This window comes from Castellaniella sp. MT123 (assembly GCF_039614765.1).
Classification (GTDB): domain Bacteria; phylum Pseudomonadota; class Gammaproteobacteria; order Burkholderiales; family Burkholderiaceae_B; genus Castellaniella.
The window spans coordinates 2,470,881-2,497,160 of sequence record NZ_CP154879.1 but is presented as its reverse complement, the minus strand read 5'-3'; the positions used below and the strand labels follow the sequence as shown (position 1 = coordinate 2,497,160).

Sequence of the window (26,280 nt, the reverse complement as noted above, 5' to 3'; positions counted from 1 at the left end):
AAATATCTGTTTCATGCTAGTATTTTGAGACTTCCTGGAAAGGTACAGGAAACCTCCGTTTACCATACAATGCCGCCCACTATGACACATCCAACATCAGGGGCTGGGAGGCGCGTGGGCTATGCGCGGGTTTCCACAGAAGAACAACACCTGGACCTACAGCTCGACGCGCTCATGAAGGCGGGAGTCGCGGAGAAACGAATCTATACCGATGTCGCCAGTGGCAAGAACGTGCAGCGGAAGCGGCTGGAAGCATGCTTCCGGGCACTGCGCCACGGTGACACGCTTGTGGTCTGGCGGCTGGACCGGCTCGGACGCAGCCGAGAGTGTCCGGAATTTTGTGGGCGAGGCATAACATGAGAGAAAACGATCATGGATATGCCCGTGAAACACAAGAAACCATCCATCGCGGCGCAGGCGGCCGCCCGCGAGGCGCGGCTGCCCAAGCTGCCTGAGCACCTACTGGACGGCCTGGTCGAAGGCCCGATGTCAGCCATGGAGGTCGAGGACCTGATCGATGCCTTCGGCCGCGCGGTCATCGAGCGGGCCATGGGTGCGGAGATGAACGTGCACCTGGGCTACCGCCCCGGTGAGGACAAGCCCGCCGCGCAGACCGATGAGCGCAACGGCGTGAGCACCAAGACGCTGCTGACCAAGCACGGTTCGGTGCAGGTACAGCTGCCCCGAGACCGCGACGGCAGCTTCGAGCCGGTGCTCATCCCCAAGCATGAACGCCATTTCGCCGGGTTCGATGAGCGCATCATTGCCCTGTATGCCCGTGGCATGAGCGTGCGCGAGATCCAGGCTTTTCTCGCCGAGACCTATGGCACGAACGTTTCGCCCGAGCTCATCAGCGAGGTGACCAACGAGGTGATGGCCGAGACCGTCGCCTGGCAGAACCGCCCCTTGGAGCGCATGTACCCGGTCGTCTTATTTGACGCACTGCGGGTGAAGATCCGCACTGATGGTTTGGTGGTCAACAAGGCCGTCTACCTGGCCCTGGGCATCGACGCCAACGGGGAACGCGACGTGCTGGGGCTGTGGATCGAACAAACCGAGGGCTCAAAATTCTGGCTCAAGGTCTTCAATGAACTGAAAAACCGAGGCTGCCAGGACATCCTGATCGCCGTGGTGGATGGCTTAAAGGGCCTGCCCGAGGCCATTAACGCGGTCTTCCCGAAGACGACGGTGCAGACCTGCATCGTGCACCTGATGCGCAACAGCTTGGATTACGCGGGCTGGAAGGACCGTAAATTGGTCGCTGCCGCGCTCAAGCCCATCTATACCGCCGCCAACGAACAGCAGGCCCGAGAGGCCCTGCAGGCCTTCGCCGATGGCCCCTGGGGTACCCGCTACCCGACCATTGTGGCCGCCTGGGAACGGGCTTGGGAGCATGTGGTGCCGTTCTTCATCTTCCCGCCCGATATCCGGCGAGTGATCTACACCACCAACGCCATCGAGAACATGAACCGGCAGCTGCGTAAAATTATCAAGAACCGGGGCCAGTTCCCCAGCGATGAGGCGGCTGTGAAGCTGCTGTGGCTGGCGCTCAGAAACATCCTGGCCAAGCCATCCCGATCCGTTCACACTTGGAAGGCGGCGATGAACCAGTTCGCCATTCTGTTCGGTGAACGGTTCACTGAGGCCAGGGATTAACCAATGTCAAATCGCCCCGCCCACAAAAAATCTGACACTCCCACGCAGCCTTCCGGATCTGGTTCGCATCATTGGCGACCTTGAACACGAGGGCGTTGCCTTTGAGAGCCTGACTGAACGCATTGAAACCCGCAGCGCTTCCGGCAAGCTCGTGTTTCATGTGTTTGCCGCCTTGGCGGAATTCGAACGCAACCTGATTCGCGAACGCACGAAGGCAGGGCTTGCCGCGGCACGCGCGCGTGGCCGCACGGGGGGGCGTCGCCCCAAACTGACAGCAGCTCAAATCAAAGAAGTGGTTACGAAGGTCGACGCAAAAAAAATGCGGATCGAGGACATTGCACGGGCGTACGACGTCTCGCGCACGACGATATACAGTGCGGTGGCCGGGTGGCGCAAGGACCGTGAAAATTCTGTACAGAAAATCTGACCGGCACCTCCGGGCTACGCCAGCATAAACCGCCCCCATGTCCTGCCACACCCCTTCTTTCGTCATCCTGGATGCCTGCGTGCTGATGTCCACGCTGCAGCGCCAATTGCTGCTGCGTGTGGCCGATCAGGGTGTATTCCAGCCGGTCTGGACCGAACGCATCGGCGAGGAATGGCGCCGCAACGCGGCGCGCGTGTGGCAGATTTCGCCTGAAAAACTGGCGGCACAATGGAATGCCATGAACCAGCGCTTCCCCGGCGCAATGGAGACCAACACCGCCCCCTACGAAGCCGGGTTGCGCTACAGCGACCCGAAAGATTTTCACGTGATCGCGACCGGCCTGGCGCGGCGCGCGCGCTGCGGCTTGCAAGGCTCTCCCACCGTGCAGGTGATGACGTGGAACCTGAAGGACTTCAATCGATCCGAATTGCGACGCCAAGGGCTGGATGTGTATTCCCCCGATCAGTTGCTGGCCGACTGGTGGCGGGCAGGATCATCGCGCCTGGAAGCCGCCGTGCAGGCCATGGCCGCCGATTCTGTTGCGCTGGGACGCACGCCCGAGCCGCTGTCCGAGACCTTGCAGCGCGAACGGTTGTATCGCCTCCAGCGCCTGTCGGCCGAAACGCCAGCAACAACGCCTCAGTGATCGCGGTAGCTGGCGTGTTTGCTTCGAGTTGGGGAAGGCGGCACGACCTGTTCTGCGGCGCAATGGCCAAGCGTGCCGACGTCAGAATTTCCCGATGAAATCGCTCTTGCCGAGTTCAACGCCGTTATGCCGCAGGATGGCATAAGCGGTTGTCACGTGGAACAGGAAATTGGGCAAGCCAAAATGAATCAGGTAGGTCTGCCCCCGCAATTGCATTTCATACGGCGCACCCTTGTACACGACGACGTCACGCCCTTCGCTGCCGTTCACCTGTTCGGGCTTGACGGTATCGATGAAGTCGATCGTCTTCGCAATGCGGGCACGCAGCTCTTCAAACGTGCGCTCGGTATCCTGGAACGATGGAATGTCGACTCCCGCCAGGCGCGCGGCGATGCCCTTGGCGTTGTCGCTGGCAATTTGCACTTGCACGACCAAGGGGAGCATATCGGGATACAGACGCGCCTGCAGCAGCACCGCCGGATCAATTTTCTTGTTCACGGTGTGGGCCTCCGCCTTGCTCAGGATGGCATCGAGGCTGTGCAGCATTTGCTTCAGCACCGGTACCGATGCCGCATACATGGAAATAGTCATGTTGATTCCTTGTGAAAAGGCCGATTTTGTATTGTCTGGGCACTTTGGCATCGAGTTCCGAGTGCTTGAACAAGCCGTCCTGCCATTATCCACGCCACGATAATGCTTGCCGTTGCGCTTCAGGCCAGGAGCGCCCGGCTGCCTTCAGCGCTCGGCCGGCTTTCCATCCGATTGAACCACGGCCCGATCCTGGGCAGGCCGCGATCGAATGCCTGGCCCACGCCATTGCCGAAATCCAGCCAGACGTACAGCCAGATATCGGCGGCGGTAAAGCGGTCACCGCACAGATAAGGGCCGTCCCCGAACATGCCATCCAGCCAGCGCAGACGATCCTGGGCCACACGCTTCAACCCGGCGGCTGCTTCCGGAACGACCGGAATACGGGATTCGAAACGCGGCAGCCCCTCCGCATAGTGGTAGGCATTGTGGATGAACTCCGTCACGTTCAGCTCCACACGGCGCCACCATTGACGCGTCTGCGCGCGTTCCTCGGCAGTATGGCCGACGAGCGCCGGCGTCGGATGCAGTTCCTCCAGGTATTCCGCTATAGCAACCGCCTCGGACAGAGTGGAACCGTCGTCGAGCCGCAACGTAGGCGTCTGACCCGTCGGATTGACCGCAAGATATCCCGGTTCGCGATTTTCTCCCGTCATCACATCGACCCTTACGGCCGGGATCTCGAGCCGCTTCTCTAGCAAAAACATCCGCAGGCAGCGGGGGGCGGGACTATGCGCGTCGTAGATCAACATGGGGAAGACACCGGGCGATGGATGGCTGAAATTCATCATTATGCACATCGGCGCCCGACACCCTCCTGACCTCTACCCACGAGCAGGGGTTTCCGCCAGCAGCCCACGCTCGACCATGGCGACCAGCCGCTCGGCCAGCACTTGGCACTCGGCTTCCCCCTGTCCCCGCAAGGGGCCGTTGAGCACCAGGAACGCCATGCCATGAACCGCCGACCAGGCCATCCACTCCGCCCCCGGGCGGTGTTCGGGGGACATCAGGCCGGCATGGACCATCCCGTCCAGTGCGCTGGCCAGCAACTGGAATGGATCCATGCCGCTGGCGCCGCGCGCCGACTCCTGGTCTCCGTGGGACTCGTTCACATCAAACGGCCGGGCGGCGAATGCGGTGCGAAACAGACCGGGTTCCCGGCGCGCAAAGCGCAGATAGCCCAGACCCACGCCACGAAACGTAGCACGGGCGTGCAGGCGCAGGTCGTCCGATTGCACCGCCTCGATCTCGGCCTCGATGGCGTGCGCCAACTGCGCCAAGGCAACCCCGCGCACCGCTTCGAACAATGCCTGGTGGTTCTCGAAATGGCGATACGCCGCGTTCGGCACCACGCCGGCGCGCCGCGTGACTTCACGCAGCACCACAGCACTCGGCCCGCCCTCGCGCGCCAGCGCAACGCCCGCATCGAGTAGCGCGGCGCGCAAGTTTCCGCGTCGACGAACACGACGGGCGGGGAGCAAGGAGTCATCCGACATCTGGAAACAATTTATATGTGGACAGTGTCCACTTAAACTTTCATATTGTCGATAAGTGTACAGCGTCCTCATTCCGGTTCATCGTTCACGACAACCCCAGGAGATCCTGATGCAGCTCACCCCCTACCTCAATTTCGACGGCAATTGCGCCGAAGCCTTTGCCTTCTACGCCAAACTGTTCGGCGGCACGATCGTCTACCAGGGTACCTTCGGCGAGATGCCGCCGTCAGCCGGCGCGCCGCCCATCCCCGAATCGGCCAGGCATCGCATCATGCACGTGCATCTGCAGATGGGGGACCAATCGCTGTTCGGTTCCGACGCCATGCCCGGCGCGGACACCACATGTGGTGGCTATCAGCCACCGCAAGGACTTTGGGTATCCATCCAGGCCGCCGACGTGGCCGAAGGCCAGCGCCTGTTCGACGCGCTGGCGCAAAAAGGACAGGTCGTCATGCCATTTTCCGGCACCTTCTGGTCGCCGGGCTTCGGCATGACTAAAGATCGCTTCGGCACGCCGTGGATGATCAACGTGGTTCAAGCAGGATGAACGTCGCCGGCGCAGCCGCACACCATCATCACCGCATCTGAAACAATTCCTGGTGGAAGTGTTCGGGGGCCAGTCCATGGGCCAGGAAGTCCTGGCGCAGGGACTGACCAAACCCCGGCGGCCCGCAGAACCAGATGCTCGCTGTCCGCCATTCCGGAACAGCCTCGCGGATGCGCTCGCCATTCAAGCGTCCATCCTTGCCATTGATCAGCAGATGGAGACGCACGTCGGCGGCTGCGGCATCCGCCGTGAGACGGCCAATGGCATCCTGGTCGAACTCGGATGTCGGGTGAAAGAGGTCAACCGCCCTTGCCTCTGGTTTGGCGGCGCGCCGCTGCAGCCTTGCCACGAAAGGCGTGATGCCGATGCCGGCACCGATCCAGATCTGCCTGGGCTGCTCGTCGCGAAAGTCGAAGCAGCCGTAGGGGCCTTCCACCGTCACCGGCATGCCGACGCGCGAATGTTCCCGCAAGCGGGCCGTGTGATCGCCCAGCGCCTTGGTGATGAAAACGACGCGCCGGTCGCCTGGATCCCAGGCCGACGCGATGGTGTAGGGATGCGGGCCTTCGTGGCGATCCGAGGTGACGAATGCGAACTGCCCTGCCGCGTGGCCGGGCCAGCCTGGCTCCAGCACGAGGGTGGTTTCCAGCACCCGCAGCGCCGGGTAGTCGGTCAGGGCGGCGATCGTTCCCTGCACCTTGCGACCTGCGCCGATCCGCCCCGTCAAGGTCAACAGCGCCGCGACGAAGCCGCCTGCCAGCAAGACCGCCAGCAGCCAACCCACCGGCTGCGCCCAATAACCCACGTCGGCGAGCACCACGGAATGAAAGACCAATGCCAGATAAGCCACGGCGATCCATTTGTGCGTCCGGACGAACAGGTGATAGGGAAATCGTCTGACCAGCGCCAGAACGATCAACAAGACGACGGCATAGAACGCCCATTCGCCCACGGATTCCGCCAATCCCCGAATGCTGCGAAACCAACCCTCGACAACGCCCAGGGTTTCCGTCGCTTCAGACGCGTGCGCGGGTTTTTCCAGCCAGCCCCAGCCCACCATCCACTTGGTGCCCTGCCCCCACCACCAGTGAACGGCAGCCACCACCAAGGCCGTGATGCCCAGCCATTTGTGTAGCCGATATGTCTTGTCCAACCCGTCCAGGTGAGGTTCCAGCCACCTCGGGCGCAGTGCGAGCATCATGGCGATACTCATCACGCCAATACCGATCACACCGCTGTATTGCACGAATACCGTGCGGAACGAAAAATAGGTGAATGGGATCGGCACCAACGTATCGGCCGCCAGCCACAGCACCGTGAGCACGATCAGGATGGCCAGGAAAGAAATCTTGATACGTTTCATGGATGATTCCCAAGATGCTGAAATACCCAGCCAGCCGCGCACGGCACCATACAAAGATAAACCATCTTGCAGGAAAAGGGTCAAACCGCCGCCAGCGCACCCGCCGCGCGCTGGCGGCTGATCATCAGCGCGATCACGGCGGCGATGATGCCGGTCGCACCAGAGAGCACGAAAGCCGTCAGATAGCTGCCGGTGATTTCACGCGCATAGCCGCCCATCCACGCCGCTGTGGCGGCGCCGATCTGATGGCCGGCGACAATCCAGCCGAACACCACGGGCGCGTCGCGATCACCGAAGACATCGGTGGCCAGGCGCAGCGTGGGTGGCACGGTGGCGATCCAGTCCAGGCCGTAGAACACGGCAAAGATGGCAAGGCTGTAGAACGAAAAATCGGTGTAGGGCAGCACGATCAGCGAGATGCCGCGCAACCCGTAGTAGACGAAGAGCAGTTTGCGCGGGTCATAGCGGTCTGTGAGCCAGCCCGAGGCAGTGGTGCCCACCAGATCGAAGACCCCCATCAGCGCGAGCAGGCCCGCGGCCTGGACGGGGAGGATGCCGTGATCACCGCACATGGCAATCATGTGTGTGCCCACCAGACCGTTGGTGGTGAACCCACAGACCCAGAAAGTGGCGAACAAGAGCCAGAAGGCGCGAGTGCGACTGGCGCGCTTGAGCGCCCCAAAGGCGGCGGCGAGCAGACCGGTCTTCGGCTCGGTCGCTGCAGGCGTATGTGCCGAATCATCGCCGTAGGGCCGCAGGCCGACATCGGCCGGCCGATCAGGCACCAGCCGCCAGACCAGCGGCACCATGAGCACCATGGCCGCAGCCACGGCCCAGACGGCGCGCCGCCAGTCCGTGGACGAGGCCAGACTCGCCAGCACCGGCAGGAAGATAAGGTTGCCAGTTGCCGTACTGGCGGTCAGGATGCCCATGGCCAGGCCACGATGCTGCTTGAACCAGCGATTGGCGATGGTGGCGGCCAGCACCGTCGCCACAGCACCGGAGCTGATCCCCGAGAAAACGCCCCACAGCGCGATGAGCTGCCAGGCCTGAGTCATATAGGCGCTGGCGGCGGAAGAGGCCGCCATAACAGCCAAAGCGGCCAGCAGGACGCGCCGCAGACCGAAATGGTCCATCGCCGCAGCGGCAAAGGGGCCCGCCATGCCGTAGAAGAAAATGCCGATGGCGGCTGCCAGCGAGGTGACGGACCGGCTCCAGCCGAAGGACTGCTCTAGCGGGTCCAGCAGCACGCTGGGCGTGGCGCGCAGCCCCGCCGAGAACAGCAGACAAAAGAAGATGACGCCGACCACCACGAAAGCGTAGCGCTGACCCATACGGGAAATGAGGGTAGACCCGGCGGAACGTGCGGGTAGGGACATGGCAGTGTGGTGGGGTGGACTGTTCGGGTTGCTGCGTTCGAAGCGACTTATAACACGTACCGGTCAAAGGATGCCGGGCTGGAGCGTTAGTCGGGCCGGGCGGCGGCCCCCGCCTGCTGAATCAGCAGCACGGGCCGCCGCGTCATGGACAGCACCCGTCCAGCCACGGAACCCAGAACGGCGTCCAACAGGAGAGTGTCCAGAATTTTGTGGGCGAGGCATAACATGAGAGAAAACGATCATGGATATGCCCGTGAAACACAAGAAGCCATCTATTGCGGCCCAGGCGGCCGCCCGTACGGCCCGATTTCCGAAGCTGCCTGAGCATTTGCTGGACGGCCTGGTCGAAGGTCCGATGTCGGCCATGGAGGTCGAGGATCTGATTGATGCCTTTGGCAAGGCGGTGATCGAGCGGGCCATGGCTGGCGAGATGAACGCCCACCTTGGCTACCGTGCCGGCGAAGACAAGCCGGCCCAACAAGCCGACGAACGCAACGGCGTGAGCGCCAAGACGCTGTTGACCAAACACGGCTCGATGCGTGTTCAGTTGCCCCGCGACCGGGACGGTACCTTCGAGCCGGTCTTGATCCCCAAGCATGAGCGCCATTTCGCCGGGTTCGATGAACGCATCATCGCCCTGTACGCCCGAGGCATGAGCGTGCGCGAGATCCAGGCATTCCTGGCTGAGACCTATGGCACGGATGTCTCGCCCGAGCTCATCAGCGAGGTCACTGACGAGGTCATGACCGAGACGGTGGCCTGGCAGAATCGGCCCCTGGAGCGCATGTACCCGGTCGTGTTCTTCGATGCCCTGCGCGTGAAGATCCGCACCGACGGGCTGGTGGTCAACAAGGCGGTCTACCTGGCCCTGGGGATCGACGCTAACGGGGAGCGTGACGTGCTGGGGCTGTGGATTGAGCAGACCGAAGGTTCGAAGTTCTGGCTCAAGGTCTTCAACGAGCTCAAGAACCGGGGCTGCCAGGACATTCTGATTGCCGTGGTCGATGGTTTAAAGGGCCTGCCCGAGGCCATCAACGTGGTCTTCCCGAAAACGACGGTGCAGACCTGCATCGTGCATCTGATGCGCAACAGCCTGGATTACGCCGGCTGGAAGGACCGTAAGTTGGTCGCCGCCGCCCTCAAGCCCATCTATGCCGCCGCCAATGAGCAACAGGCCAGAGAGGCGCTGGCCGCCTTCGCGGCTGGCCCTTGGGGCACGAAATATCCGACGATCGTGGCCGCCTGGGAGCGGGCCTGGGAACATGTGGTGCCGTTCTTCATCTTCCCACCCGATATCCGGCGCGTGATCTATACCACGAACGCCATCGAGAACATGAATCGGCAGCTGCGTAAAATCATCAAGAACCGGGGCCAATTCCCCAGCGACGAGGCGGCCGTCAAACTCCTATGGCTGGCGCTGCGAAACGTGCTGGCCAAGCCGTCACGATCGGTTCATACGTGGAAAGCAGCCATGAATCAGTTCGCCATCCTGTTCGGTGAACGGTTCACCGAGGCGAGGGATTAAACGATGTCAAACCGCCCCGCCCACAAAAAATCTGACACTCCCTCCAACAGGACGCCGCGGCCATGCGCGCCCATCACGATCATATGGGCATCGATTTCGTCCGCATAGCGCGCGATTTCCTTGGGTGCAAACCCCGTCAGCGGCACCGTGACGCAAGGGACCCCCGCTTCGCGCAGGATCCCCACCGTCGGCGTCAGGACCTTGTCGGCCTCTTCCCGATACCAGTCCTGGATCACCTGCTGGTCGATAAAGCGCACCACATTGTTCGGCAGATTGGCGGCGACATGAACGACATGGACGGCCCCACCCTCGGGCAGCAGGTGCGCCTCGACGATATAACGCGCAGCCTGCAGGCTGTACGAGGACCCATCACTTGCCAGCACGATATTCTTTGCCATGAAATTCTCCGTCACGTTCACGAAAACTCACTGTAGCGCATCCTCAGTCTCTTCTAAGTCGGCATGTGTAGCATCTCCTTTACGCAAATCCCTGCGAATCCCTGGAGATTCAACATGCAGCCCACCTTCGACCCATCCGAGGCCAGATCGGACGATTGGTTCATCAAAGTTCCGGAAATCACGCTGGCTTTCTGGATCGTCAAGATCATGTGCACCACCGTCGGTGAAACGGCGGCAGATTTCCTTGCCATCGACGCCGGATGGGGCCAAAGCGTCACCCGCACGATCATGGCCGCGCTACTGATTGCCGCGCTCGTCATCCAGCTGCACAGGCAGCGCTACACCCCCTGGATCTATTGGCTCACCGTCGTGCTGGTCAGTATCGTCGGCACGCAAATCACCGATCTGCTCACGGATGGTCTGGGGGTCAGTCTATATCTCAGTACCTCGGTCTTCGCCGTCCTGCTGGTCGCGATCTTTGTTATCTGGCACCGGGTTGAACACACGCTGTCCATCCACGACATCGTGTCGCGCCGCCGGGAACTGTTCTATTGGACGGCCATCCTGTGCACCTTCGCGCTGGGCACGGCGGCGGGGGACCTGGCGACCGAGGCGCTGAACCTGGGCTACGTCTGGGGGGCCGTCGCGTTTGGCACACTGATTGCGATCTCCTATGGTGCCTGGCGCCTGGGCGGCAACGCGGTCCTGACGTTCTGGATCGCCTATATCCTGACCCGCCCCTTCGGTGCCGCACTGGGTGATCTGCTCACGCAGGCCAAGGCCGACGGCGGGTTGGGAATGGGCGTCATGTGGACCAGCGCCCTGTTCCTGGCTGTCATCATGATGCTGGTGACCATCGAACAGTTCAGCATGGACAGCAACTCCATCGAACAGGGGGAATCCTGAATGCCGGCCCTGGAGTCCCGGCTGCTGACCGTTCCGATAGTTTCAGGCATCATTGGACTCATCATCCCATCCAGACGACAGAGACATTGAATGCGGGTACTACTGGTCGAAGACGATGCCATGATCGGTCAGGTCGTCCAGGATGCATTGCAGGACGCATCCTACGCAGCCGACTGGGTCCGAAACGGCCAGACCGCTCTCACCACGGTAGCTGCCCAGCATTACGACCTGATCCTGCTCGATCTGGGGCTGCCAGGCAAGGACGGCCTGGACGTCCTCGGTACCCTGCGGTCCCACGACAATCCGATTCCCGTGCTGATCATCACGGCCCGGGACAGTCTGGATGATCGTCTGCGCGGCCTGGATGGGGGGGCTGACGACTACATCCTCAAACCTTTCGACATGGCCGAACTGCTCGCCAGAATGCGCGCAGTCATCAGGCGCAAGCATGGACAGGCAGCCTCCATGCTCGGCAACGGTATCGTCAGTCTCGACCTGACCACAAAACAAGCGGCGGTGCTCGATGGCCCATCCACACAGTTGTCCAACCGGGAATTTTCACTGCTACAGGCGCTGCTGATCCGACCAGGCGCCATTTTGTCACGCGCCGACCTGGAAGACCGCATCTACGGCTGGGGAAAAGAAGTCGAAAGCAATGCCGTCGAATTCCTGATTCATGCCCTACGACGCAAGCTGGGGCACGATGTAATCCGCAATGTCCGGGGGCTGGGATGGATGGTCTCAAAAGACACCTGAAGACTTCGCTGCGGTTCAGGTTGTCCTTCACCCTCTCCGTGGTGATCATCGTCGTTGCCGTGATCGCAGGGATCTTTTCCTTCTTTTCGGCTCTGGATGAAGCGCACGAACTTCAGGACGACGTGCTGCACCAGATTGCAGGGCTGGTGGATCAGCAGCACCTGTCACCGTTGCCCCAGATCAACGACACTCATCTCGTGGACGGCGACAACGATTCCCATGTGCTCATCCAGCGGCTGACCAATACCCGACCTGACGGGTCAGGAAGGGACGCCAACAGCACATTGGTCCTGCCGGATCGCCTTTCCGACGGACTGCATACCCTGAAGTCCAATGGCGGGATGTATCGTGTCCTGATCAGGACCTCGACCACCGGAGAACGGATCGCCATCGCCCAGGAAACCGCTTTTCGCGATGAAATCGCTCGCAATAGCGCGCTGCGCACCCTGATGCCATTTTTGATCCTGGTACCGGTCCTGCTGCTGATGGTGACCAACCTCGTGCAGAAAATGTTCCAGCCGATCACGGCATTATCCCGCGAGATCGACAGGCGTTCCGACGAGGACCTGCGTGCGGTTCCCGATCACCATCTACCCACCGAAGTCCGCCCTTTCGTCATCGCCATCAATCGTCTTCTTGCCAGGGTTGCCCAGGCCCAGGAAAATCAGCGCCGTTTCGTGGTGGATGCCGCCCACGAATTGCGCTCACCCATGACCGCCCTGTCGTTGCAGGCGGAACACCTCGATGATTCGGATCTGCCCGCTTCGACGCGGGAACGGTTGGCGGCGTTGCGCCAAGGCATCCGGCGAAACCGCAATCTGCTCGACCAACTCCTGAGCCTGGCAAAGGCACAATCGCCTGCCGACACCCAGACATCGCCGGTTTCCATCCTCGACCTTTACCGCCGCACCCTGGAGGTCCTCATGCCTCTGGCCGAATCCCGCCAGGTCGATATCGGCGTGACACAGGCGCAGGACATACGCATCGATGTCAACGAGCTGGATTTGACGACCCTGGTCAGGAATCTAGCCGACAATGCGATCCGCTATACCCCTGCTGGAGGTCATGTCGATCTCTCGGCGCGAGCCACAGCGCAAACCATCGAACTGTGCATTTCCGACACGGGCGCCGGGATCCCTGCGGAAGAGCGGGAACGGGTCTTTGACCCATTTTATCGGGTGCCTGGCAACGAACAGATTGGTTCCGGCCTGGGGCTGGCCATCGTGAAAACCATCGTCACCCGTCTGGGCGCCAGTATCCACCTGGATTATTCGAACACCGAAGCCCACGCAGGGCTGAAGGTGACCGTCAGGATTCCGCTGAAAAGGCGCGTTTGAACACCCGGACCCTGGCCGGTGGCAGGTTCAGCCAGACACACCGGCTGTCGTCTTCGACGAAACCGTCGAACATCCCCGTATCGCGATCCCACACAGCATAGGTGAATTGCACGAATTGGCTGTCAGCCCGCAGACATTGGCGACACTGGGCCAGAATGTCGGTCACGGTATCACTGGGCAACGACCGCAGCGGCAGGCTGGACACGATTGTGTCCACAGGCCGGTTGGCCGGCAGCAGGGATCCCAGATCGGCGGCGTCGCCCTTGATGACTGTCAGGCCGGGAAAACGACGGCGCAGATGCCGAACGAAAGCGGGGGAACGTTCAACCACCCAAAGCCGATCGGCGGAAACCCCGCGATCGAGCAACGCCTGGGTTACCGAACCGGTGCCTGCGCCCAGTTCGACCACCAGTCCATCCCCATGGGCGGAAACCACCGCGGCCATATGACCAGCCAGCTGTCGGGAACTGGGCCAGATGGCCCCTACGGTCTTGGGCCGGATAGCCAGTTCCCGTAGAAACAGACTTGGCGAAGCCCCATGCACCAACCCCACCAGCCGATGAATGTCAGCCTGATAACGGGCCTGGTAGCCCCGCAAGTTCTGCACCAGCGGGATTGCATGGATGTTTTTGTTTTTCAGCATGCGGGTCTCCAGTTGGCTGACAATCAAGAGACTACAAAGACAGGATTAGATGTGACTTAGGTCGTCAGGGCAGCGACCAGTATACATGCAGCCAACCTGCCTGTTGAACCATCTCGATGGCCTCGAAAACAGGGATCGCCAGGAAATACGGCAGCGCGTCACGCACCGTTTTCCAGACCCCTTGCAAGTCGACGTCGACGTGCTGGGGAGACTGCCACAACGACCATTTCGGGAAAAACCGGGGAACGCGTTGGCAATATGTGTCGAATGATGTGCCGAACGCCTGACGCAGCAATTGCTCTTCCTCGCCGATGATCCAGTGAAAGATCAGCCCCGCAAGCAGCGCGAGCACAATGCCCACGGTCAGGCTGCCCGTTTGCAATCCGATGCCCAGAACCGCCAGGATGGAAAATACGTATAAGGGATTGCGGCTGATCGAATACGGCCCCTCGGCAACCAGGTTCGCGCCCTTGCGTCCGCCCAGATACAACATGCAGCCGCAGCGTCCCAGCAAAGCCACCACGATCAACGCCAGACCAAGCCATTCCAGCCCCTGATGCACCCAGCCGTGCTCGGGCCAGGCCGAACCGATCCATGGCAAAACGCAGACCGCCACGACTGCCAGCACCCCCAGCGCCCGGCGTCGCAGAACCTGCGCCTTTGCCAGGCGCTGCCAGGTAGCGTCGAGCGACGATTTGGACGATGCGTCCTGATCGGGAGATGTTTGCGACATACGGATATTCCGTTCAAGCAAAGGCCAAAAATGGCGGGTGGCGCACAGCTTACACTGAAAGACTTAGATATCACTTAGTATTTGAATGAATTTTCATCCGCATCCGCCAATCCAGGGGATGCTCCGCCCGATGCGGATTTCAATGGATCGGCTGCAGGGGGAAAGAACGTCGCCAAATTCCCGCAGACCCAGGCGAAACTTGGCTTTTTCCTTCTGAAATCAGGCATTTCGAACCACTGCGCAGTATAATGGAGCATGCTCTCCTGCACCCTTCCCATCGTCCCTGATCTGCTCGCTGCGGCACCTGCCGTAGACATGCAGCGTATCGTTCGGGCAGTCGCCAGCTCGACCGCTATCGAAACCGGGCAACCCATCCAGGAAATCGAACTGCAGTTGCAATCCGACTGCCGTTTCCCCGCGCTCGACCTGGCAGGCCCGGCCCCGGGCTGATCATCGGGCCGATGCCCCGCCTGCCTGGCGCTCGCCGGGTAGAGCCAGATCGACGTACGTCTTCATTGGCTCATAGTCTCCCGTCAGCCCCATCTGAATCGCCTGAATGTATCGCGGCCGCCCCGATTCCCAGGCGCTGTAGTCCAGCGGCCCCACACCGGCCTGTACCGCCATGACATCCGCAAGCAGCCGCGAAATCCGGCCATTGCCTTCCCGAAACGGATGAATCAGGATGAATTCCACGTGGGTCAGGGCGATGGCTTCGATCAAAGTCCTCCGATCCATGGCAAAACACGGGGTATAACGCGCCAGGTACCGCTGCCCGAACTCCTTCAGCAGCGCTGGAATACGGTCGGCGGCCGCGAACGGAAACCCGTCCTTGCTCATGTTCACCGACCTCTCGTGCCCCGCCCAGGCATAGATGTTACCCAGCCAGCGCCGGTGCCATTCGCGAATCTGCGCAACCGTGATCGCACCGGCCGGCAGACGTTCCCGCAGGACCGACACATAAAGCTTGCGCAGCAACATCAGTTCCGCATGATTCATATCGTCGCGCGACACAATTCCCTGCTTGTTCTTCAGAACCTCGCCGCCAGAGCCCTCCTGGTAGCTGTTCTGCCATCCGCTGACGTCATACCGGTTCATGGATGCCCTCCTGCAAGGAGATTCAGGCCACGGGTCTGCGCCCATTGTCCCCAATCCTGTCCGGAAGGAGAATAGGGACATGAACCAGACACTTGTCCATACCCTTCCGGAACAGCCGCTGGCGATCATCGGCGATATCCATGGCGAACTGCAGGCGCTCGATGCACTGCTGGAAAAACTGAAACACGACCCGGCCACGAGCAACCGCCTTCTGATCTTCATCGGCGATCTCTGTGATCGGGGCCCCGACAGCGTGGGTGTCATTGCGCGGGTCCGCGACCTGATCGATCAAGGGCGCGCCCTGGCCATCCTGGGCAACCACGAAATCAATCTGCTGGCCAACGACGCCAAGGACGGATCGGGTTGGTTCTTCGATAGCCGGGAACATTCGGACGCGCCTTACTATGCACCCTTTACGCGCGCCACGGCAATCCAGCGGCCGGATATCCGCGATTTTCTGTCCAGCTTGCCCCTGGCAATCCGCCTGCCGGATCTGCGCATCGTGCATGCGGCCTGGGATTCCGCCGGTATCGAATCGGTGGCGGCCGTCCCCTGCGGGCACATCCTGGAACTGATCCATGACTGGGATCTGAAGGTACAGCATGAAGCCCGTCGAAACGACCTGGGGGCCCGCTATCTCGCAGAACGCGAACGCTGGGCCAGTCAGCTGGAAGATCCCAATGATCCCCCACCCTATCTGGATGCAGTGGCGGACTTTGAATCGCTGCAACAGCGCCTCAATCCCGTCAAACGCATGACATCCGGTATCGAAGCCCGCAGCCCGCAACCGTTTTATTCCGGACACCGCTGGCGGTATTCGGACCGGATCGCCTGGTGGGACCAGGACCCGGATCCCAGCCCGGTCATCATCGGCCACTACTGGCGCCTGTTCAACCCCGCCAACCCCAACACCTGGCGCTACAGCCGGCTGTTCCGCGGCATTGGCCCCACCGCCTGGCACGGATTGCATCGGCAGGCATACTGCATCGATTATTCCGTAGGTGCACGCTGGAGCGAACGCACCGCCCACGGTTCATCCGACGGCATCCGCTTTCGACTGGCTGCGATGTTATGGCCGGAACGCCAGCTGGTGTTCGACAACGGCGATCAGATTCCGACAAGCTGACCTTGTTCAGAGGATTCCTCGCCTGTGGACAAGCACAGGAGATCTCTGGCGTGCATTTCATGTGCACAAGATGTTGATAAACCACCTTGAAGTTCAATTCCCGGAATCGGTCCACAATCCATCCTGTGTCTTTTAACATTGAAGACCACAGAAATTATCGATTCAAGTACTTGATTTCATTATAGAAAACTACTTATTAGACTTATCCACAAGGTTCCATTATCTTTACTATCTTAATAAAGAAAATTATTAAAAAAGACAGTGCCATGCGGCGGCGGGCTGAAATCCGCCCTTTGGGTCGAGCAAATCACTGATGCTGTGGATCTGGATCGGATACCGACTTTGAAGCTCGGTCAACGAGCGTCGTTCATCACCAACTGGTCATGTCCGACACGATGAACGGATCCAGGCCTGTGGATAGCCCCTGGGTGGGGGTATGTGGATGACTTGTGGAAGTTTTGTTCAAAAAGCGGGTTTTGAACCTGGTTACCAAAACCGTCCCCAAATCATCCCCCTTCGAGTCACAGAGATCCACACTTCAAAAAATAGGTTAAGTATTTGAATTTAAATTGAAATCTGACTTATACGAGTTATCCACAGGCACCCATTATTCTTATCAGTTAAATATAGAAGATAAGGAACAAACAAAAGGATCACCAGCAAGCCACGCCCGCTTTCAGCAGGCTTTCAACGACTGTAATCGCTCGACTGCGGAATCCAGCGTAGAATCTTGTTTTGCAAAACACAGGCGCAACAACTGGTGATTGGCTTCAGCCGCTTGCGGGTTCGCATAGAACGCCGATACCGGGATGGTCGCGACACCGCATTCCTGCAAAATTCTGAGTGCCAGCGTTTTTTCTTGGTGTTTTCCCAGGGCACGGGTGTCCACCAGCAGAAAAAACGTCCCTTCGGAATGCAGCGGTCTTAGCACCGTCTGGTTCAAACCTTCGACGAGCCGATCTCGTTTCTTTTGGTAAAACCCTGACAACGCCCCAAGGGACGCTTCGGTTTTCAGATACGTCGCAATGCCGGCTTGGACGGCGGTGTTGACCGAGTAGACGGTGTATTGATGCACCTTCCGGATCTCGCGACTGATTTTTTCCGGAGCGCAGCAGTAGCCGACCTTCCACCCTGTGGCATGAAAGGTCTTCCCGAATGACGAGATCAGGACACAACGCTCGGCCAGAATCTGGCGCGAAACCGGGCTTCGATGGGTATCGCCGTCAAAGACAATGTGCTCGTACGCCTCATCCGACAAAAGCAACATATCGTGACGAGCGACGATCTGTTCCAGTGCATCCAGATCCGCCTCCTTCAGGGTCAGGCCGGTTGGATTGTGCGGAAAATTCAAGACAATCAGACGTGTTTTTTTCGTCAGCGCGTCTTCAACGGCAGTCCAGTCCAGCAGGAATCCAGAGTGCGGTTTGGTGGATGTCCGCAACGCGACACGCTGTGGCGTGCCGCCCGCCAGGGTGATCGCCGGCGCATACAGATCGTAAGCCGGATCAATCAACAACACGTCGTCCCCCGGATGAACGAGCGCCAGAATGCTGCTCATCAGAGCTTCTGTTGCGCCCGAGGTCACGGTGATTTCGGTATTGGCGTCATAGGCGCGGCCGTGCTGTCCCTGGACTTTATCCGCGATGGCCCCGCGTAATGCTGGAATGCCTTCCATAGGGGCGTATTGATTCGGGCCTTCTTGCATGGCGTTGCACACCGCCTGGATCAAACCATCAGGTGGCTGGTAGTCTGGAAAGCCTTGTCCCAGGTTGATGGCCCGGTGTTCCCGGGCCAGTGTGCTCATTTCATTGAAGATGGTGTCGCCGACCAGCGGAAGTTTGGATATGAGATTGATCATGTTTTTCGTTGTTTAAAGGGTGTTTTGGCTTGTTTTTGTTGAATTGTTCTGCACAAAATTGCCGCTGTGGATACAATCGAATCTAAGGGAAAACTATGATTTGACTTTTATCCGGGCATGGTTATTCTCTTTGTTGCAATGCAATTCAAGCAGTACGCACGTCTCGCAGTAGGCTTGCCCTGTCGCTTTCCGCTACTCAGGCACGATCTGTTTCGTTTCCGCGTTCTTGATTCATTGTTGTTTTCTCACATTTATTAGGACGTTCCTGATCATGGCTCAAACGGGCAAAGTCAAGTGGTTCAACGCTGAAAAAGGTTTCGGCTTCATTACACCGGACGCTGGTGGCTCCGATGTGTTCGCGCATTTCTCCGCCATCGAGGGCCGCGGTTATCGCAGCCTGAACGAAGGCCAGGCGGTGCAATTCGAAGTCAAAGACGGCCCTAAGGGTCCTCAGGCTGCCGAGATCCGCCCGCTGTAAGGTGCATGGCTGATCAAAAAGGCACTCGTAGAGTGCCTTTTTTCATATCCGTCATGCGGCTGTGAAATTGCATGCGTGTTTTCCGTGAGCACAGAGACGTCTGACATCGGATACGTTGTACGTGGTTTTCCCGATGTTGTCCACAGGGTTGTCCCCATTCAGGGTTGAAAGCTACATTTTGGATGTTTCACGTGAAACATCATAACTTCCAACCAAGCTTGCCTACCCTCCTCTTCTGTTGAGGCTAGTTCATACTGGCATCGCCGTTTCCCGTCTGGTATTGTTTCGTCTATCACGATAGTGCGCCTATCCGGTTTCTGGTGGCGCGCCAGTGTTCCCTAAAATTTTGGCATCGCTGAATGTGAGACGGCGGAGTTAGGGGTTTCGTTGGTCATGCGTGGTGCTGCTTCAGAACAGCAATGATCGTCTTCGGTGTCTGTGGTCGAGTCAGTGTAATTCGAACATCTGTCCATTTGCCCAGTCCCCTGGGTAGGCGTCCTTCATACGGTGTTTTCGTCAGCGACAACTGATGTTGCGACTGATCACGCCGGGGGCCAGGATATGACAGAAATTACGACATGATTGGGTGATTATGGCCGGGATTGCCGGGGCCGATGTCATCGTCAATCGTTTTACATTGAATGCGACTGCGTCTAGCTTTTGGCTTGCTGTACCGGTCACATTCAGAATGGATGTTTCACGTGGAACATCCGGTCGGTGACCGGGCGAGACGTATAATGTCCAGATTCCCTCTTGTTATTTCTCATGAACTATACCGATGAATTCGACGTTCTCGTGATTGGCGGCGGCCATGCGGGAACTGAAGCCGCATTAGCAGCGGCCCGGATGGGTGCTTCAACGCTACTCCTGACCCATAATATGGATACCTTGGGTCAGATGTCCTGCAATCCATCGATCGGAGGAATTGGTAAAGGGCATCTGGTCAAAGAGGTGGATGCCTTGGGTGGTGCGATGGCTTGGGCAACTGATCACGCCGGCATCCAGTTCCGGATTCTAAATCGGTCGAAAGGACCTGCTGTCCGCGCTACGCGCGCTCAGGCTGATCGTTCCCTCTATCGCCGGGCGATCCGGATGATTCTGCAGGAACAGAAAAATCTGCTGATCTTTCAACAGGCAGTAGAAGATTTGATTCTGGACGGGGATCTGGTAGTCGGTGCGAAAACACAAATCGGTCTGGTATTTCGTGCCAAGACGGTTGTCTTGACGGCCGGAACCTTCCTCAATGGTCTGATGCATGTTGGTTTGTCTCATTACGCGGCAGGTCGCGCGGGGGACCCGCCAGCCACGAGTCTCGGGCAACGGCTGAAGGAACTCAATCTTCCTCAGGGGCGCCTGAAAACAGGGACGCCACCGCGCATCGATGCCAAGAGCATCGACTTTTCGAAGACAGAGGTACAACCAGGCGATCTGGATCCTGTGCCGGTTTTTTCCTTTCTGGGACGGGCGGACATGCACCCGGGTCAGGTGCCGTGCTGGATTACCCACACGACCGAACGGTCCCATGATATTGTCCGATCCGGTCTGGATCGTTCTCCCTTGTATAGCGACGAAGGGACTATTGAAGGGGTCGGTCCTCGGTATTGTCCCTCCATTGAAGACAAGATTCATCGATTTGCCGACAAGACAAGTCATCAGGTCTTTCTAGAACCGGAAGGGGCCTCGTCGTGCGAAATTTATCCCAATGGTATTTCTACCAGTTTGCCCTTTGACATTCAGTTTGCGTTGGTGCGAAGTCTGCCTGGCTTAGAAAATGCCCGCATCATGCGGCCAGGCTATGCGATCGAATATGATTATTTTGATCCGCGCCATCTGCATGCCTGGCTGGAAACCAAATCCATTCACGGGTTGTTCTTCGCCGGGCAGATCAATGGCACAACAGGATACGAAGAGGCAGCGGCTCAGGGTTTGCTTGCCGGAGCCAATGCTGCCTTGCGTGTCCAGGGAAAGGAACCCTGGATCGTTCCCCGGCAGGACGCGTATCTAGGTGTTCTGGTGGATGATCTTGTAACAAAAGGTGTTACAGAACCATACAGAATGTTTACATCGCGGGCGGAATATCGACTCAGTCTTCGCGAAGACAACGCGGATCAGCGTCTGACCGACATTGGCCGTGCGCTCGGTCTGGTCGACGACATACGATGGGACGCGTTCAGTCGCAAACGCGATGCTGTGGCCACGGAGATCCAACGCCTGCAGGAAACACGTATCAATCCTGCCGTACTGGGAGCTCATGACCGTGAACTCCTGGCTTTGCAGCATCAGGATCGCCATCCCAGTCTGCTGGATTTGCTCAAGCGTCCGGACGTGGGCTATGAACAGCTTATGCGTCTGCAGGATGCGCAGGGGTCACTCCTTGCGGGTCCCGGTCTCGTGGAAGCGGATCGGGTCGAACAATTGGGCATCCAGGTGAAATACGCCGGCTATGTGGAACGCCAACGGCTGGAGATCGAACGTCAGCGAGCCCAGGAAGGGCAAAGCATTCCTGATGATTTCGATTACACCGAAATTCCCGGCCTGTCGGCGGAAGTCCGCCAGCGGCTGGGCGCTGCGCGCCCGGCCACAGTTGGTCAGGCCGGGCGGATTTCCGGTATTACGCCTGCCGCGATCTCGCTGTTGCTGGTCCACCTGAAGCGGGTGCAACGGGGGCGTAGAACCGCATGAACGGGTATTTTCCACAGTTTCGGGATCGGCTTGGCTCTGCGCTCCAGATGCTTGGAATAACCCAGGATCCGCGTCTCGTGGATAGCCTTCTGGCTTATTTGCAGCAATTGCAGCATTGGAACAAAGCCTACAACCTGACTGCCATCCGTGATCCCGAAGACATGCTGGTCCAACATGTCTTCGACAGCCTTTCGGTCGTCCCACCCCTGCGGGCTCGACGAGCCGGGCGTGACACCCGGATCGCGGACATGGGTTCGGGGGCAGGCTTACCGGGTATTATTCTGGCTATCTGCCAGCCGGACTGGACGGTCTTTTGCGTGGATGCCGTTGGGAAGAAAACAGCTTTCATCCGCCAGGCGGCCGGGGTGCTGGGGCTGACGAACGTACAGGCCGTCCATGGTCGAATCGAATCCATGGACAGTTTGCAGGCCGACATCGTCATTTCCAGGGCTTTCGCTTCACTGAGCGATTTCGTCCGGGTCGCCGCGCATCATCGGGCGCCAGAAGGTGTCCTGATGGCCATGAAAGGTCAATACCCGCAAGACGAACGAACCGCGCTGGAATCCTCCACGGACTGGCGCGTCAAATCCCATGTGGAACTGCGGGTGCCGGAAATGACCGCGCAGCGTTGTCTGTTGGAACTCGGATTGAAGGAATCCCATGACTGTCGATAGCCCAAAGCCATCCGCCCGCGTGTTCTGTATTGCGAATCAGAAGGGCGGTGTCGGCAAGACGACCACCGCGATCAACCTTGCCGCATCTCTTGCCATGCATGGCCAGCGCGTGCTGCTGGTGGATCTGGATCCGCAGGGTAACGCCACCATGGGTAGCGGGATCGACAAAAACGGCGCAACGATCAACCTGTACCAGGTGCTGATTGGTGAAGCCCGGGTAGCGGATGCCAGAATCCACTCGGATTCCGGCAACTACGACGTGCTGCCTTCGAACCGCGAACTATCCGGTGCGGAAATCGACCTGGTCGGCATGGAAAGCCGGGAAACCCAGCTGAAAAGCGCACTGGAACAGGTTGCCCAGGAATACGATTTCATTCTGATCGATTGCCCGCCGACCCTGTCCCTGCTGACCCTCAATGGCCTGGCGGGTGCGCATGGGGTCATCATTCCCATGCAGTGTGAATATTTCGCGCTGGAAGGGCTGTCCGATCTGGTCAATACGATCAAACGCGTCTATCGCAACCTCAATCCGGATCTGGAACTCATCGGCCTGCTGCGCGTCATGTTCGACACCCGGGTCACACTGCAGCAACAGGTCTCGGCCCAGCTCGAGTCCCACTTCGGGGACAAAGTCTTCAAGGCCATCGTGCCCCGCAACGTGCGTTTGGCGGAAGCCCCCAGCCACGGGATGCCAGGTGTGGTCTACGACAAATCGTCGCGTGGCGCCAAGGCGTATCTGCACTTCGGCGAAGAGCTGATCCGCCGGGTTGGCGGGCAAGCCCGTCGGCGGGCCGCCTGATCCGGCCCCGCGTCAACGAAAAGGAATTTCCTCATGGCAACACGAAAGAAGGGTTTAGGCCGCGGCCTGGACGCCCTGTTGGGCGCCGATCATGGCGCCCTCGATGCGGTGGGCGCCCGCGGTGCGCATGACGCGCCCAGTCATCTTCCGATCAAGGTCCTGCGCGCTGGTCGCTATCAGCCACGTACCCGCATGGACGAGGGCGCCCTCAATGACCTGGCCGATTCGATCCGCGCGCAGGGCGTCATGCAGCCCATCCTGGTCCGTCCCCTGGAGACGGATCCCGGGCAATACGAGATCATTGCCGGCGAACGCCGTTTCCGCGCTGCGCAGATCGCCGGGCTGGATGAAATCCCCGTCATGGTGCGTCAGGTCGCCGATGAAAACGCGGCCGCCATGGCGCTCATCGAAAACATCCAGCGCGAAGATCTCAACCCCCTGGAAGAGGCGCATGGTGTGCGCCGTCTGCTCGATGAGTTTGGCCTGACGCACGAACAGGCCGCTTCGGCCATCGGCCGGTCCCGATCCGCGACCACCAACCTGCTGCGCCTGCTGAATCTGGCGGGTCCGGTGCAGACGATGTTGCTGGCTGGCGACATCGACATGGGCCACGCCCGAGCCCTGCTGGCGACCGATGCCGCGCGTCAGATTCTGCTGGCCCACGAAGTCGTCGCCCGCCGCCTGTCGGTGCGCGAAACCGAGAAGCGGGTCGCGCGGGCCCTGCGCGAGGACGACGAAACCGTGGCCACGCCCGCCGGCCGTGTCGCCAAGGCCGAGCCCAAGCCCAGTCACGGCGATCTGGAGCGTCTGGAAAAGAGCCTGTCCGACCATCTGGCGACGAAAGTCAGGATCAAGGCGGCGGCGCGCAAGGGCGGCCAGTTGATCATCGAATTCGTCGACTGGGAACACCTGGACGCGCTGCTGGATCGCCAGGGAATGGGGCGGGTCATGGACCAGCAGGACCAGAACGCTTGACATCATCCTAAAACATCTTCATAATTCGAAATTCGCTTCGGTGGGGTGCCCGAGTGGTTAAAGGGGGCAGACTGTAAATCTGTTGGCCTTGCGCCTACGTTGGTTCGAATCCAACCCCCACCACCAAGCGACGACACTTCCCCTGGCTGAATGACGGGGATCAGGTCGATAGGGATACCGAATCGCGGGTGTAGCTCAATGGTAGAGCAGAAGCCTTCCAAGCTTACGACGAGGGTTCGATTCCCTTCACCCGCTCCAGCGGGTTTTTATTGACGGTGTCATACGAATACCGCCCATGTGGCTCAGTGGTAGAGCACTCCCTTGGTAAGGGAGAGGTCATGCGTTCGATCCGCATCATGGGCACCACAATTTTCTAGACCGGATCTCATTCCACAGTCAGGAGTCAGCCATGGCAAAAGGCAAGTTTGAACGGACCAAACCGCACGTGAACGTGGGGACGATCGGGCACGTTGACCACGGCAAGACGACGCTGACGGCGGCGATCACGACGGTGCTGGCCAAGGCATCGGGCGGCGAAGCGAAGGGCTACGACCAGATCGACAACGCGCCCGAGGAAAAGGCGCGCGGCATCACGATCAATACCTCGCACGTGGAATACGAGACGGCCAACCGCCACTACGCGCACGTTGACTGCCCGGGCCACGCCGACTATGTGAAGAACATGATCACGGGCGCGGCGCAGATGGACGGCGCGATCCTGGTGGTGTCGGCCGCTGACGGCCCGATGCCCCAGACGCGCGAACACATCCTGCTGGCGCGCCAGGTGGGTGTGCCTTACATCATCGTGTTCCTGAACAAGTGCGACATGGTCGACGACGAGGAACTGCTCGAGCTGGTCGAGATGGAAGTGCGTGAACTGCTGTCGAAGTACGACTTCCCGGGCGACGATACGCCGATCATCAAGGGCTCGGCCAAGCTGGCGCTCGAAGGCGACGAAGGTCCGCTGGGTGCGCAGGCGATCATGCAGCTGGCGCAGGCGCTGGACACGTACATCCCGACGCCCGAGCGCGCCGTGGACGGCACGTTCCTGATGCCCGTCGAGGACGTGTTCTCGATCTCGGGTCGCGGCACGGTGGTGACGGGTCGTATCGAGCGCGGCGTGGTGAAGGTTGGCGAGGAAATCGAAATCGTCGGGATCCACGACACGGTCAAGACGACGTGCACGGGCGTGGAGATGTTCCGCAAGCTGCTCGACCAAGGTCAGGCGGGCGATAACGTGGGCATTTTGCTGCGCGGCACCAAGCGCGAGGAAGTCGAACGTGGCCAGGTGCTGGCCAAGCCCGGCTCGATCCACCCGCACACGAACTTCACGGCCGAGGTCTACATTCTGTCCAAGGAAGAGGGCGGTCGTCACACGCCGTTCTTCAAGGGCTATCGTCCGCAGTTCTACTTCCGCACGACCGACGTGACGGGCACCATCGAGCTGCCGGCCGACAAGGAAATGGTGCTGCCGGGTGACAACGTCTCGATGACGGTGAACCTGATTGCTCCGATCGCCATGGAAGAAGGCCTGCGTTTCGCCATCCGCGAAGGCGGCCGTACCGTGGGCGCCGGCGTCGTCGCCAAAATCATCAAGTAATTGATGTACAATGGTGGGCTAGTTGTCCGCCATTGCGTTTTCAAAAACGGGGGTGTGGCAACACACCACCGCTTCCGGGTTTAGGGGTATAGCTCAATTGGCAGAGCGTCGGTCTCCAAAACCGAAGGTTGAGGGTTCGATTCCTTCTGCCCCTGCCACCGATTTCATCGCCGCGGTTGCGGCGTCAGCCGCCAGATTATGTCGCATCAGAACGTAGAAACAGTCAACCGAACCGCCGATCGGGTCAAGCTCGGTCTGGCTGTGGTGGTCGTCGCCGCGGGTATCGTCGCGTATTCGGTTCTGGTCAATCAGCCAGGCTATGTACGGGTCGGTGCCTTTGTCGCCGGCCTGGTCATCGCAGCCATTATCGTCTGGTTCAGCGAAACAGGGCGGCGTACGCTGGCATTCGGTCGCGAATCCTACAGCGAGACGCGGCGCGTCGTCTGGCCCACGCGCCAGGAAACCACGCGCATGACGGCCGTCGTGTTCGCCTTTGTGGTTGCCATGGGGGTTCTGCTGTGGGTAGCTGACAAGCTGCTGGGCTGGATCATCTACGGTCTGCTGCTGGGCTGGAACTAAGGAATAAACTCCGC

The 26,280-nt window shown here is 59.7% G+C and carries 27 protein-coding genes, 4 tRNA genes and 1 pseudogene; 22 read left to right on the top strand and 10 right to left on the bottom strand.

Translation table 11 applies throughout. The features are described 5' to 3' along the window. Window positions 1–81: 81 nt before the first annotated feature. The 4 genes and pseudogenes from ABCV34_RS11835 to ABCV34_RS11820 all read left to right on the top strand — a co-directional run. Window positions 82–321: pseudogene (locus ABCV34_RS11835) on the top strand (recombinase family protein); the annotation flags it as partial. A 57-nt stretch (window positions 322–378) separates the two neighbouring features. Further along, window positions 379–1,656, top strand: a complete 1,278-nt coding sequence (locus ABCV34_RS11830) for an IS256 family transposase (protein ID WP_345798665.1) — start codon at window positions 379–381, stop codon at window positions 1,654–1,656. Beyond that, window positions 1,628–2,083, top strand: a complete 456-nt coding sequence (locus ABCV34_RS11825) for a recombinase family protein (protein WP_345796411.1) — start codon at window positions 1,628–1,630, stop codon at window positions 2,081–2,083. Before ABCV34_RS11830 ends, ABCV34_RS11825 begins: the two co-directional genes overlap by 29 nt. A 37-nt stretch (window positions 2,084–2,120) precedes the next feature. Then, complete coding sequence (locus ABCV34_RS11820) at window positions 2,121–2,729, top strand: PIN domain-containing protein (RefSeq protein ID WP_345796410.1); 609 nt, start codon at window positions 2,121–2,123, stop codon at window positions 2,727–2,729. Window positions 2,730–2,810: 81 nt separating this feature from the next. Here the strand turns inward: ABCV34_RS11820 and ABCV34_RS11815 are convergent, their stop codons facing one another. From ABCV34_RS11815 to ABCV34_RS11805, 3 genes are all read right to left on the bottom strand, one after another. Then, window positions 2,811–3,320 (bottom strand): DUF1993 domain-containing protein, encoded by a 510-nt coding sequence (locus ABCV34_RS11815; RefSeq protein WP_345796409.1) that lies wholly within the window; start codon window positions 3,318–3,320, stop codon window positions 2,811–2,813. A gap of 119 nt (window positions 3,321–3,439) precedes the next feature. Next, complete coding sequence (locus ABCV34_RS11810) at window positions 3,440–4,069, bottom strand: glutathione S-transferase family protein (RefSeq protein ID WP_345796408.1); 630 nt, start codon at window positions 4,067–4,069, stop codon at window positions 3,440–3,442. 72 nt (window positions 4,070–4,141) lie between these two features. After that, on the bottom strand, window positions 4,142–4,813 hold the full coding sequence (locus tag ABCV34_RS11805) for a TetR/AcrR family transcriptional regulator (protein WP_345796407.1): 672 nt from the start codon (window positions 4,811–4,813) through the stop codon (window positions 4,142–4,144). A 109-nt stretch (window positions 4,814–4,922) separates the two neighbouring features. Between ABCV34_RS11805 and ABCV34_RS11800 the strand changes: the two genes are divergently transcribed. Next, window positions 4,923–5,360 carry a VOC family protein gene (locus ABCV34_RS11800; RefSeq protein WP_345796406.1) on the top strand — a complete coding sequence of 146 codons (438 nt, stop codon included), beginning with the start codon at window positions 4,923–4,925 and terminating at the stop codon, window positions 5,358–5,360. Between the two features lie 28 nt (window positions 5,361–5,388). On the opposite strand, the gene ABCV34_RS11795 is transcribed toward ABCV34_RS11800, so the two are convergent. Together ABCV34_RS11795 and ABCV34_RS11790 are read right to left on the bottom strand one after the other, a co-directional pair. Next, a complete protein-coding gene (locus ABCV34_RS11795) occupies window positions 5,389–6,723 on the bottom strand; it encodes a ferric reductase-like transmembrane domain-containing protein (protein ID WP_345796405.1) in 1,335 nt (444 codons plus the stop codon). Window positions 6,724–6,803: 80 nt separating this feature from the next. Beyond that, window positions 6,804–8,057, bottom strand: coding sequence for an MFS transporter (locus ABCV34_RS11790; RefSeq protein WP_345798776.1), 1,254 nt, complete (start codon window positions 8,055–8,057; stop codon window positions 6,804–6,806). Window positions 8,058–8,349: 292 nt separating this feature from the next. Between ABCV34_RS11790 and ABCV34_RS11785 the strand changes: the two genes are divergently transcribed. Then, window positions 8,350–9,627: an IS256 family transposase gene (locus tag ABCV34_RS11785; RefSeq protein WP_275162860.1), complete on the top strand. Its 1,278-nt coding sequence runs from the start codon at window positions 8,350–8,352 to the stop codon at window positions 9,625–9,627. Here the strand turns inward: ABCV34_RS11785 and ABCV34_RS11780 are convergent. Further along, on the bottom strand, window positions 9,624–10,025 hold the full coding sequence (locus ABCV34_RS11780) for a universal stress protein (RefSeq protein WP_345796404.1): 402 nt from the start codon (window positions 10,023–10,025) through the stop codon (window positions 9,624–9,626). The genes ABCV34_RS11785 and ABCV34_RS11780 overlap by 4 nt on opposite strands. A gap of 114 nt (window positions 10,026–10,139) precedes the next feature. Between ABCV34_RS11780 and ABCV34_RS11775 the strand changes: the two genes are divergently transcribed. The 3 genes from ABCV34_RS11775 (at window position 10,140) to ABCV34_RS11765 (ending at window position 13,024) form a co-directional block, all read left to right on the top strand. Next, window positions 10,140–10,931, top strand: a complete 792-nt coding sequence (locus tag ABCV34_RS11775; RefSeq protein WP_345796403.1) for a hypothetical protein — start codon at window positions 10,140–10,142, stop codon at window positions 10,929–10,931. A 90-nt stretch (window positions 10,932–11,021) separates the two neighbouring features. After that, a complete protein-coding gene (locus ABCV34_RS11770) occupies window positions 11,022–11,687 on the top strand; it encodes a response regulator (protein ID WP_345796402.1) in 666 nt (221 codons plus the stop codon). Continuing rightward, window positions 11,663–13,024: an ATP-binding protein gene (locus ABCV34_RS11765; RefSeq protein WP_345796401.1), complete on the top strand. Its 1,362-nt coding sequence runs from the start codon at window positions 11,663–11,665 to the stop codon at window positions 13,022–13,024. Before ABCV34_RS11770 ends, ABCV34_RS11765 begins: the two co-directional genes overlap by 25 nt. Here the strand turns inward: ABCV34_RS11765 and ABCV34_RS11760 are convergent. Together ABCV34_RS11760 and ABCV34_RS11755 are read right to left on the bottom strand one after the other, a co-directional pair. Then, window positions 12,996–13,667 carry a methyltransferase domain-containing protein gene (locus ABCV34_RS11760; RefSeq protein ID WP_345796400.1) on the bottom strand — a complete coding sequence of 224 codons (672 nt, stop codon included), beginning with the start codon at window positions 13,665–13,667 and terminating at the stop codon, window positions 12,996–12,998. The genes ABCV34_RS11765 and ABCV34_RS11760 overlap by 29 nt on opposite strands. 64 nt (window positions 13,668–13,731) lie before the next feature. Continuing rightward, window positions 13,732–14,400: an isoprenylcysteine carboxylmethyltransferase family protein gene (locus ABCV34_RS11755; protein ID WP_345796399.1), complete on the bottom strand. Its 669-nt coding sequence runs from the start codon at window positions 14,398–14,400 to the stop codon at window positions 13,732–13,734. Between the two features lie 255 nt (window positions 14,401–14,655). Here ABCV34_RS11755 and ABCV34_RS11750 point away from each other — a divergent pair, with 255 nt between their 5' ends. Beyond that, window positions 14,656–14,850: a hypothetical protein gene (locus tag ABCV34_RS11750; protein WP_345796398.1), complete on the top strand. Its 195-nt coding sequence runs from the start codon at window positions 14,656–14,658 to the stop codon at window positions 14,848–14,850. Here the strand turns inward: ABCV34_RS11750 and ABCV34_RS11745 are convergent, their stop codons facing one another. Then, complete coding sequence (locus tag ABCV34_RS11745; RefSeq protein ID WP_345796397.1) at window positions 14,851–15,495, bottom strand: Fic family protein; 645 nt, start codon at window positions 15,493–15,495, stop codon at window positions 14,851–14,853. Between the two features lie 79 nt (window positions 15,496–15,574). Here ABCV34_RS11745 and ABCV34_RS11740 point away from each other — a divergent pair, with 79 nt between their 5' ends. Beyond that, the gene (locus ABCV34_RS11740) at window positions 15,575–16,621 is read left to right on the top strand and encodes a metallophosphoesterase (protein WP_345796396.1); all 1,047 of its coding nucleotides are present in this window, start codon (window positions 15,575–15,577) and stop codon (window positions 16,619–16,621) included. A 676-nt stretch (window positions 16,622–17,297) separates the two neighbouring features. Here ABCV34_RS11740 and ABCV34_RS11735 read toward each other — a convergent pair. Further along, window positions 17,298–18,479, bottom strand: a complete 1,182-nt coding sequence (locus ABCV34_RS11735) for a methionine aminotransferase (protein WP_345796395.1) — start codon at window positions 18,477–18,479, stop codon at window positions 17,298–17,300. Window positions 18,480–18,750: 271 nt separating this feature from the next. On the opposite strand from ABCV34_RS11735, the gene ABCV34_RS11730 reads away from it, so the two are divergent. From ABCV34_RS11730 to secE, 11 genes are all read left to right on the top strand, one after another. Further along, window positions 18,751–18,957 (top strand): cold-shock protein, encoded by a 207-nt coding sequence (locus ABCV34_RS11730; RefSeq protein WP_345796394.1) that lies wholly within the window; start codon window positions 18,751–18,753, stop codon window positions 18,955–18,957. Between the two features lie 765 nt (window positions 18,958–19,722). Further along, window positions 19,723–21,639, top strand: a complete 1,917-nt coding sequence (mnmG, locus tag ABCV34_RS11725; RefSeq protein ID WP_345796393.1) for a tRNA uridine-5-carboxymethylaminomethyl(34) synthesis enzyme MnmG — start codon at window positions 19,723–19,725, stop codon at window positions 21,637–21,639. Then, a complete protein-coding gene (gene rsmG / locus ABCV34_RS11720; protein WP_345796392.1) occupies window positions 21,636–22,313 on the top strand; it encodes a 16S rRNA (guanine(527)-N(7))-methyltransferase RsmG in 678 nt (225 codons plus the stop codon). Before mnmG ends, rsmG begins: the two co-directional genes overlap by 4 nt. After that, entirely contained in the window at window positions 22,300–23,112 is an 813-nt protein-coding gene (locus ABCV34_RS11715) for an AAA family ATPase (protein ID WP_345796391.1), read from the top strand. The genes rsmG and ABCV34_RS11715 overlap by 14 nt, the downstream gene beginning before the upstream one ends. 33 nt (window positions 23,113–23,145) lie before the next feature. Beyond that, window positions 23,146–24,087: a ParB/RepB/Spo0J family partition protein gene (locus ABCV34_RS11710; RefSeq protein WP_345796390.1), complete on the top strand. Its 942-nt coding sequence runs from the start codon at window positions 23,146–23,148 to the stop codon at window positions 24,085–24,087. Between the two features lie 39 nt (window positions 24,088–24,126). Further along, window positions 24,127–24,213 (top strand) — tRNA-Tyr (locus tag ABCV34_RS11705). A 58-nt stretch (window positions 24,214–24,271) separates the two neighbouring features. Continuing rightward, a tRNA-Gly gene (locus tag ABCV34_RS11700) sits at window positions 24,272–24,345 on the top strand. A gap of 33 nt (window positions 24,346–24,378) precedes the next feature. Further along, window positions 24,379–24,453 (top strand) — tRNA-Thr (locus tag ABCV34_RS11695). 43 nt (window positions 24,454–24,496) lie between these two features. Beyond that, the gene (tuf, locus tag ABCV34_RS11690; RefSeq protein WP_345796351.1) at window positions 24,497–25,687 is read left to right on the top strand and encodes an elongation factor Tu; all 1,191 of its coding nucleotides are present in this window, start codon (window positions 24,497–24,499) and stop codon (window positions 25,685–25,687) included. A gap of 82 nt (window positions 25,688–25,769) precedes the next feature. Beyond that, a tRNA-Trp gene (locus ABCV34_RS11685) sits at window positions 25,770–25,845 on the top strand. Between the two features lie 40 nt (window positions 25,846–25,885). Beyond that, complete coding sequence (gene secE / locus ABCV34_RS11680) at window positions 25,886–26,266, top strand: preprotein translocase subunit SecE (protein ID WP_345796389.1); 381 nt, start codon at window positions 25,886–25,888, stop codon at window positions 26,264–26,266. The last annotated feature ends 14 nt before the right edge of the window (window positions 26,267–26,280 follow it).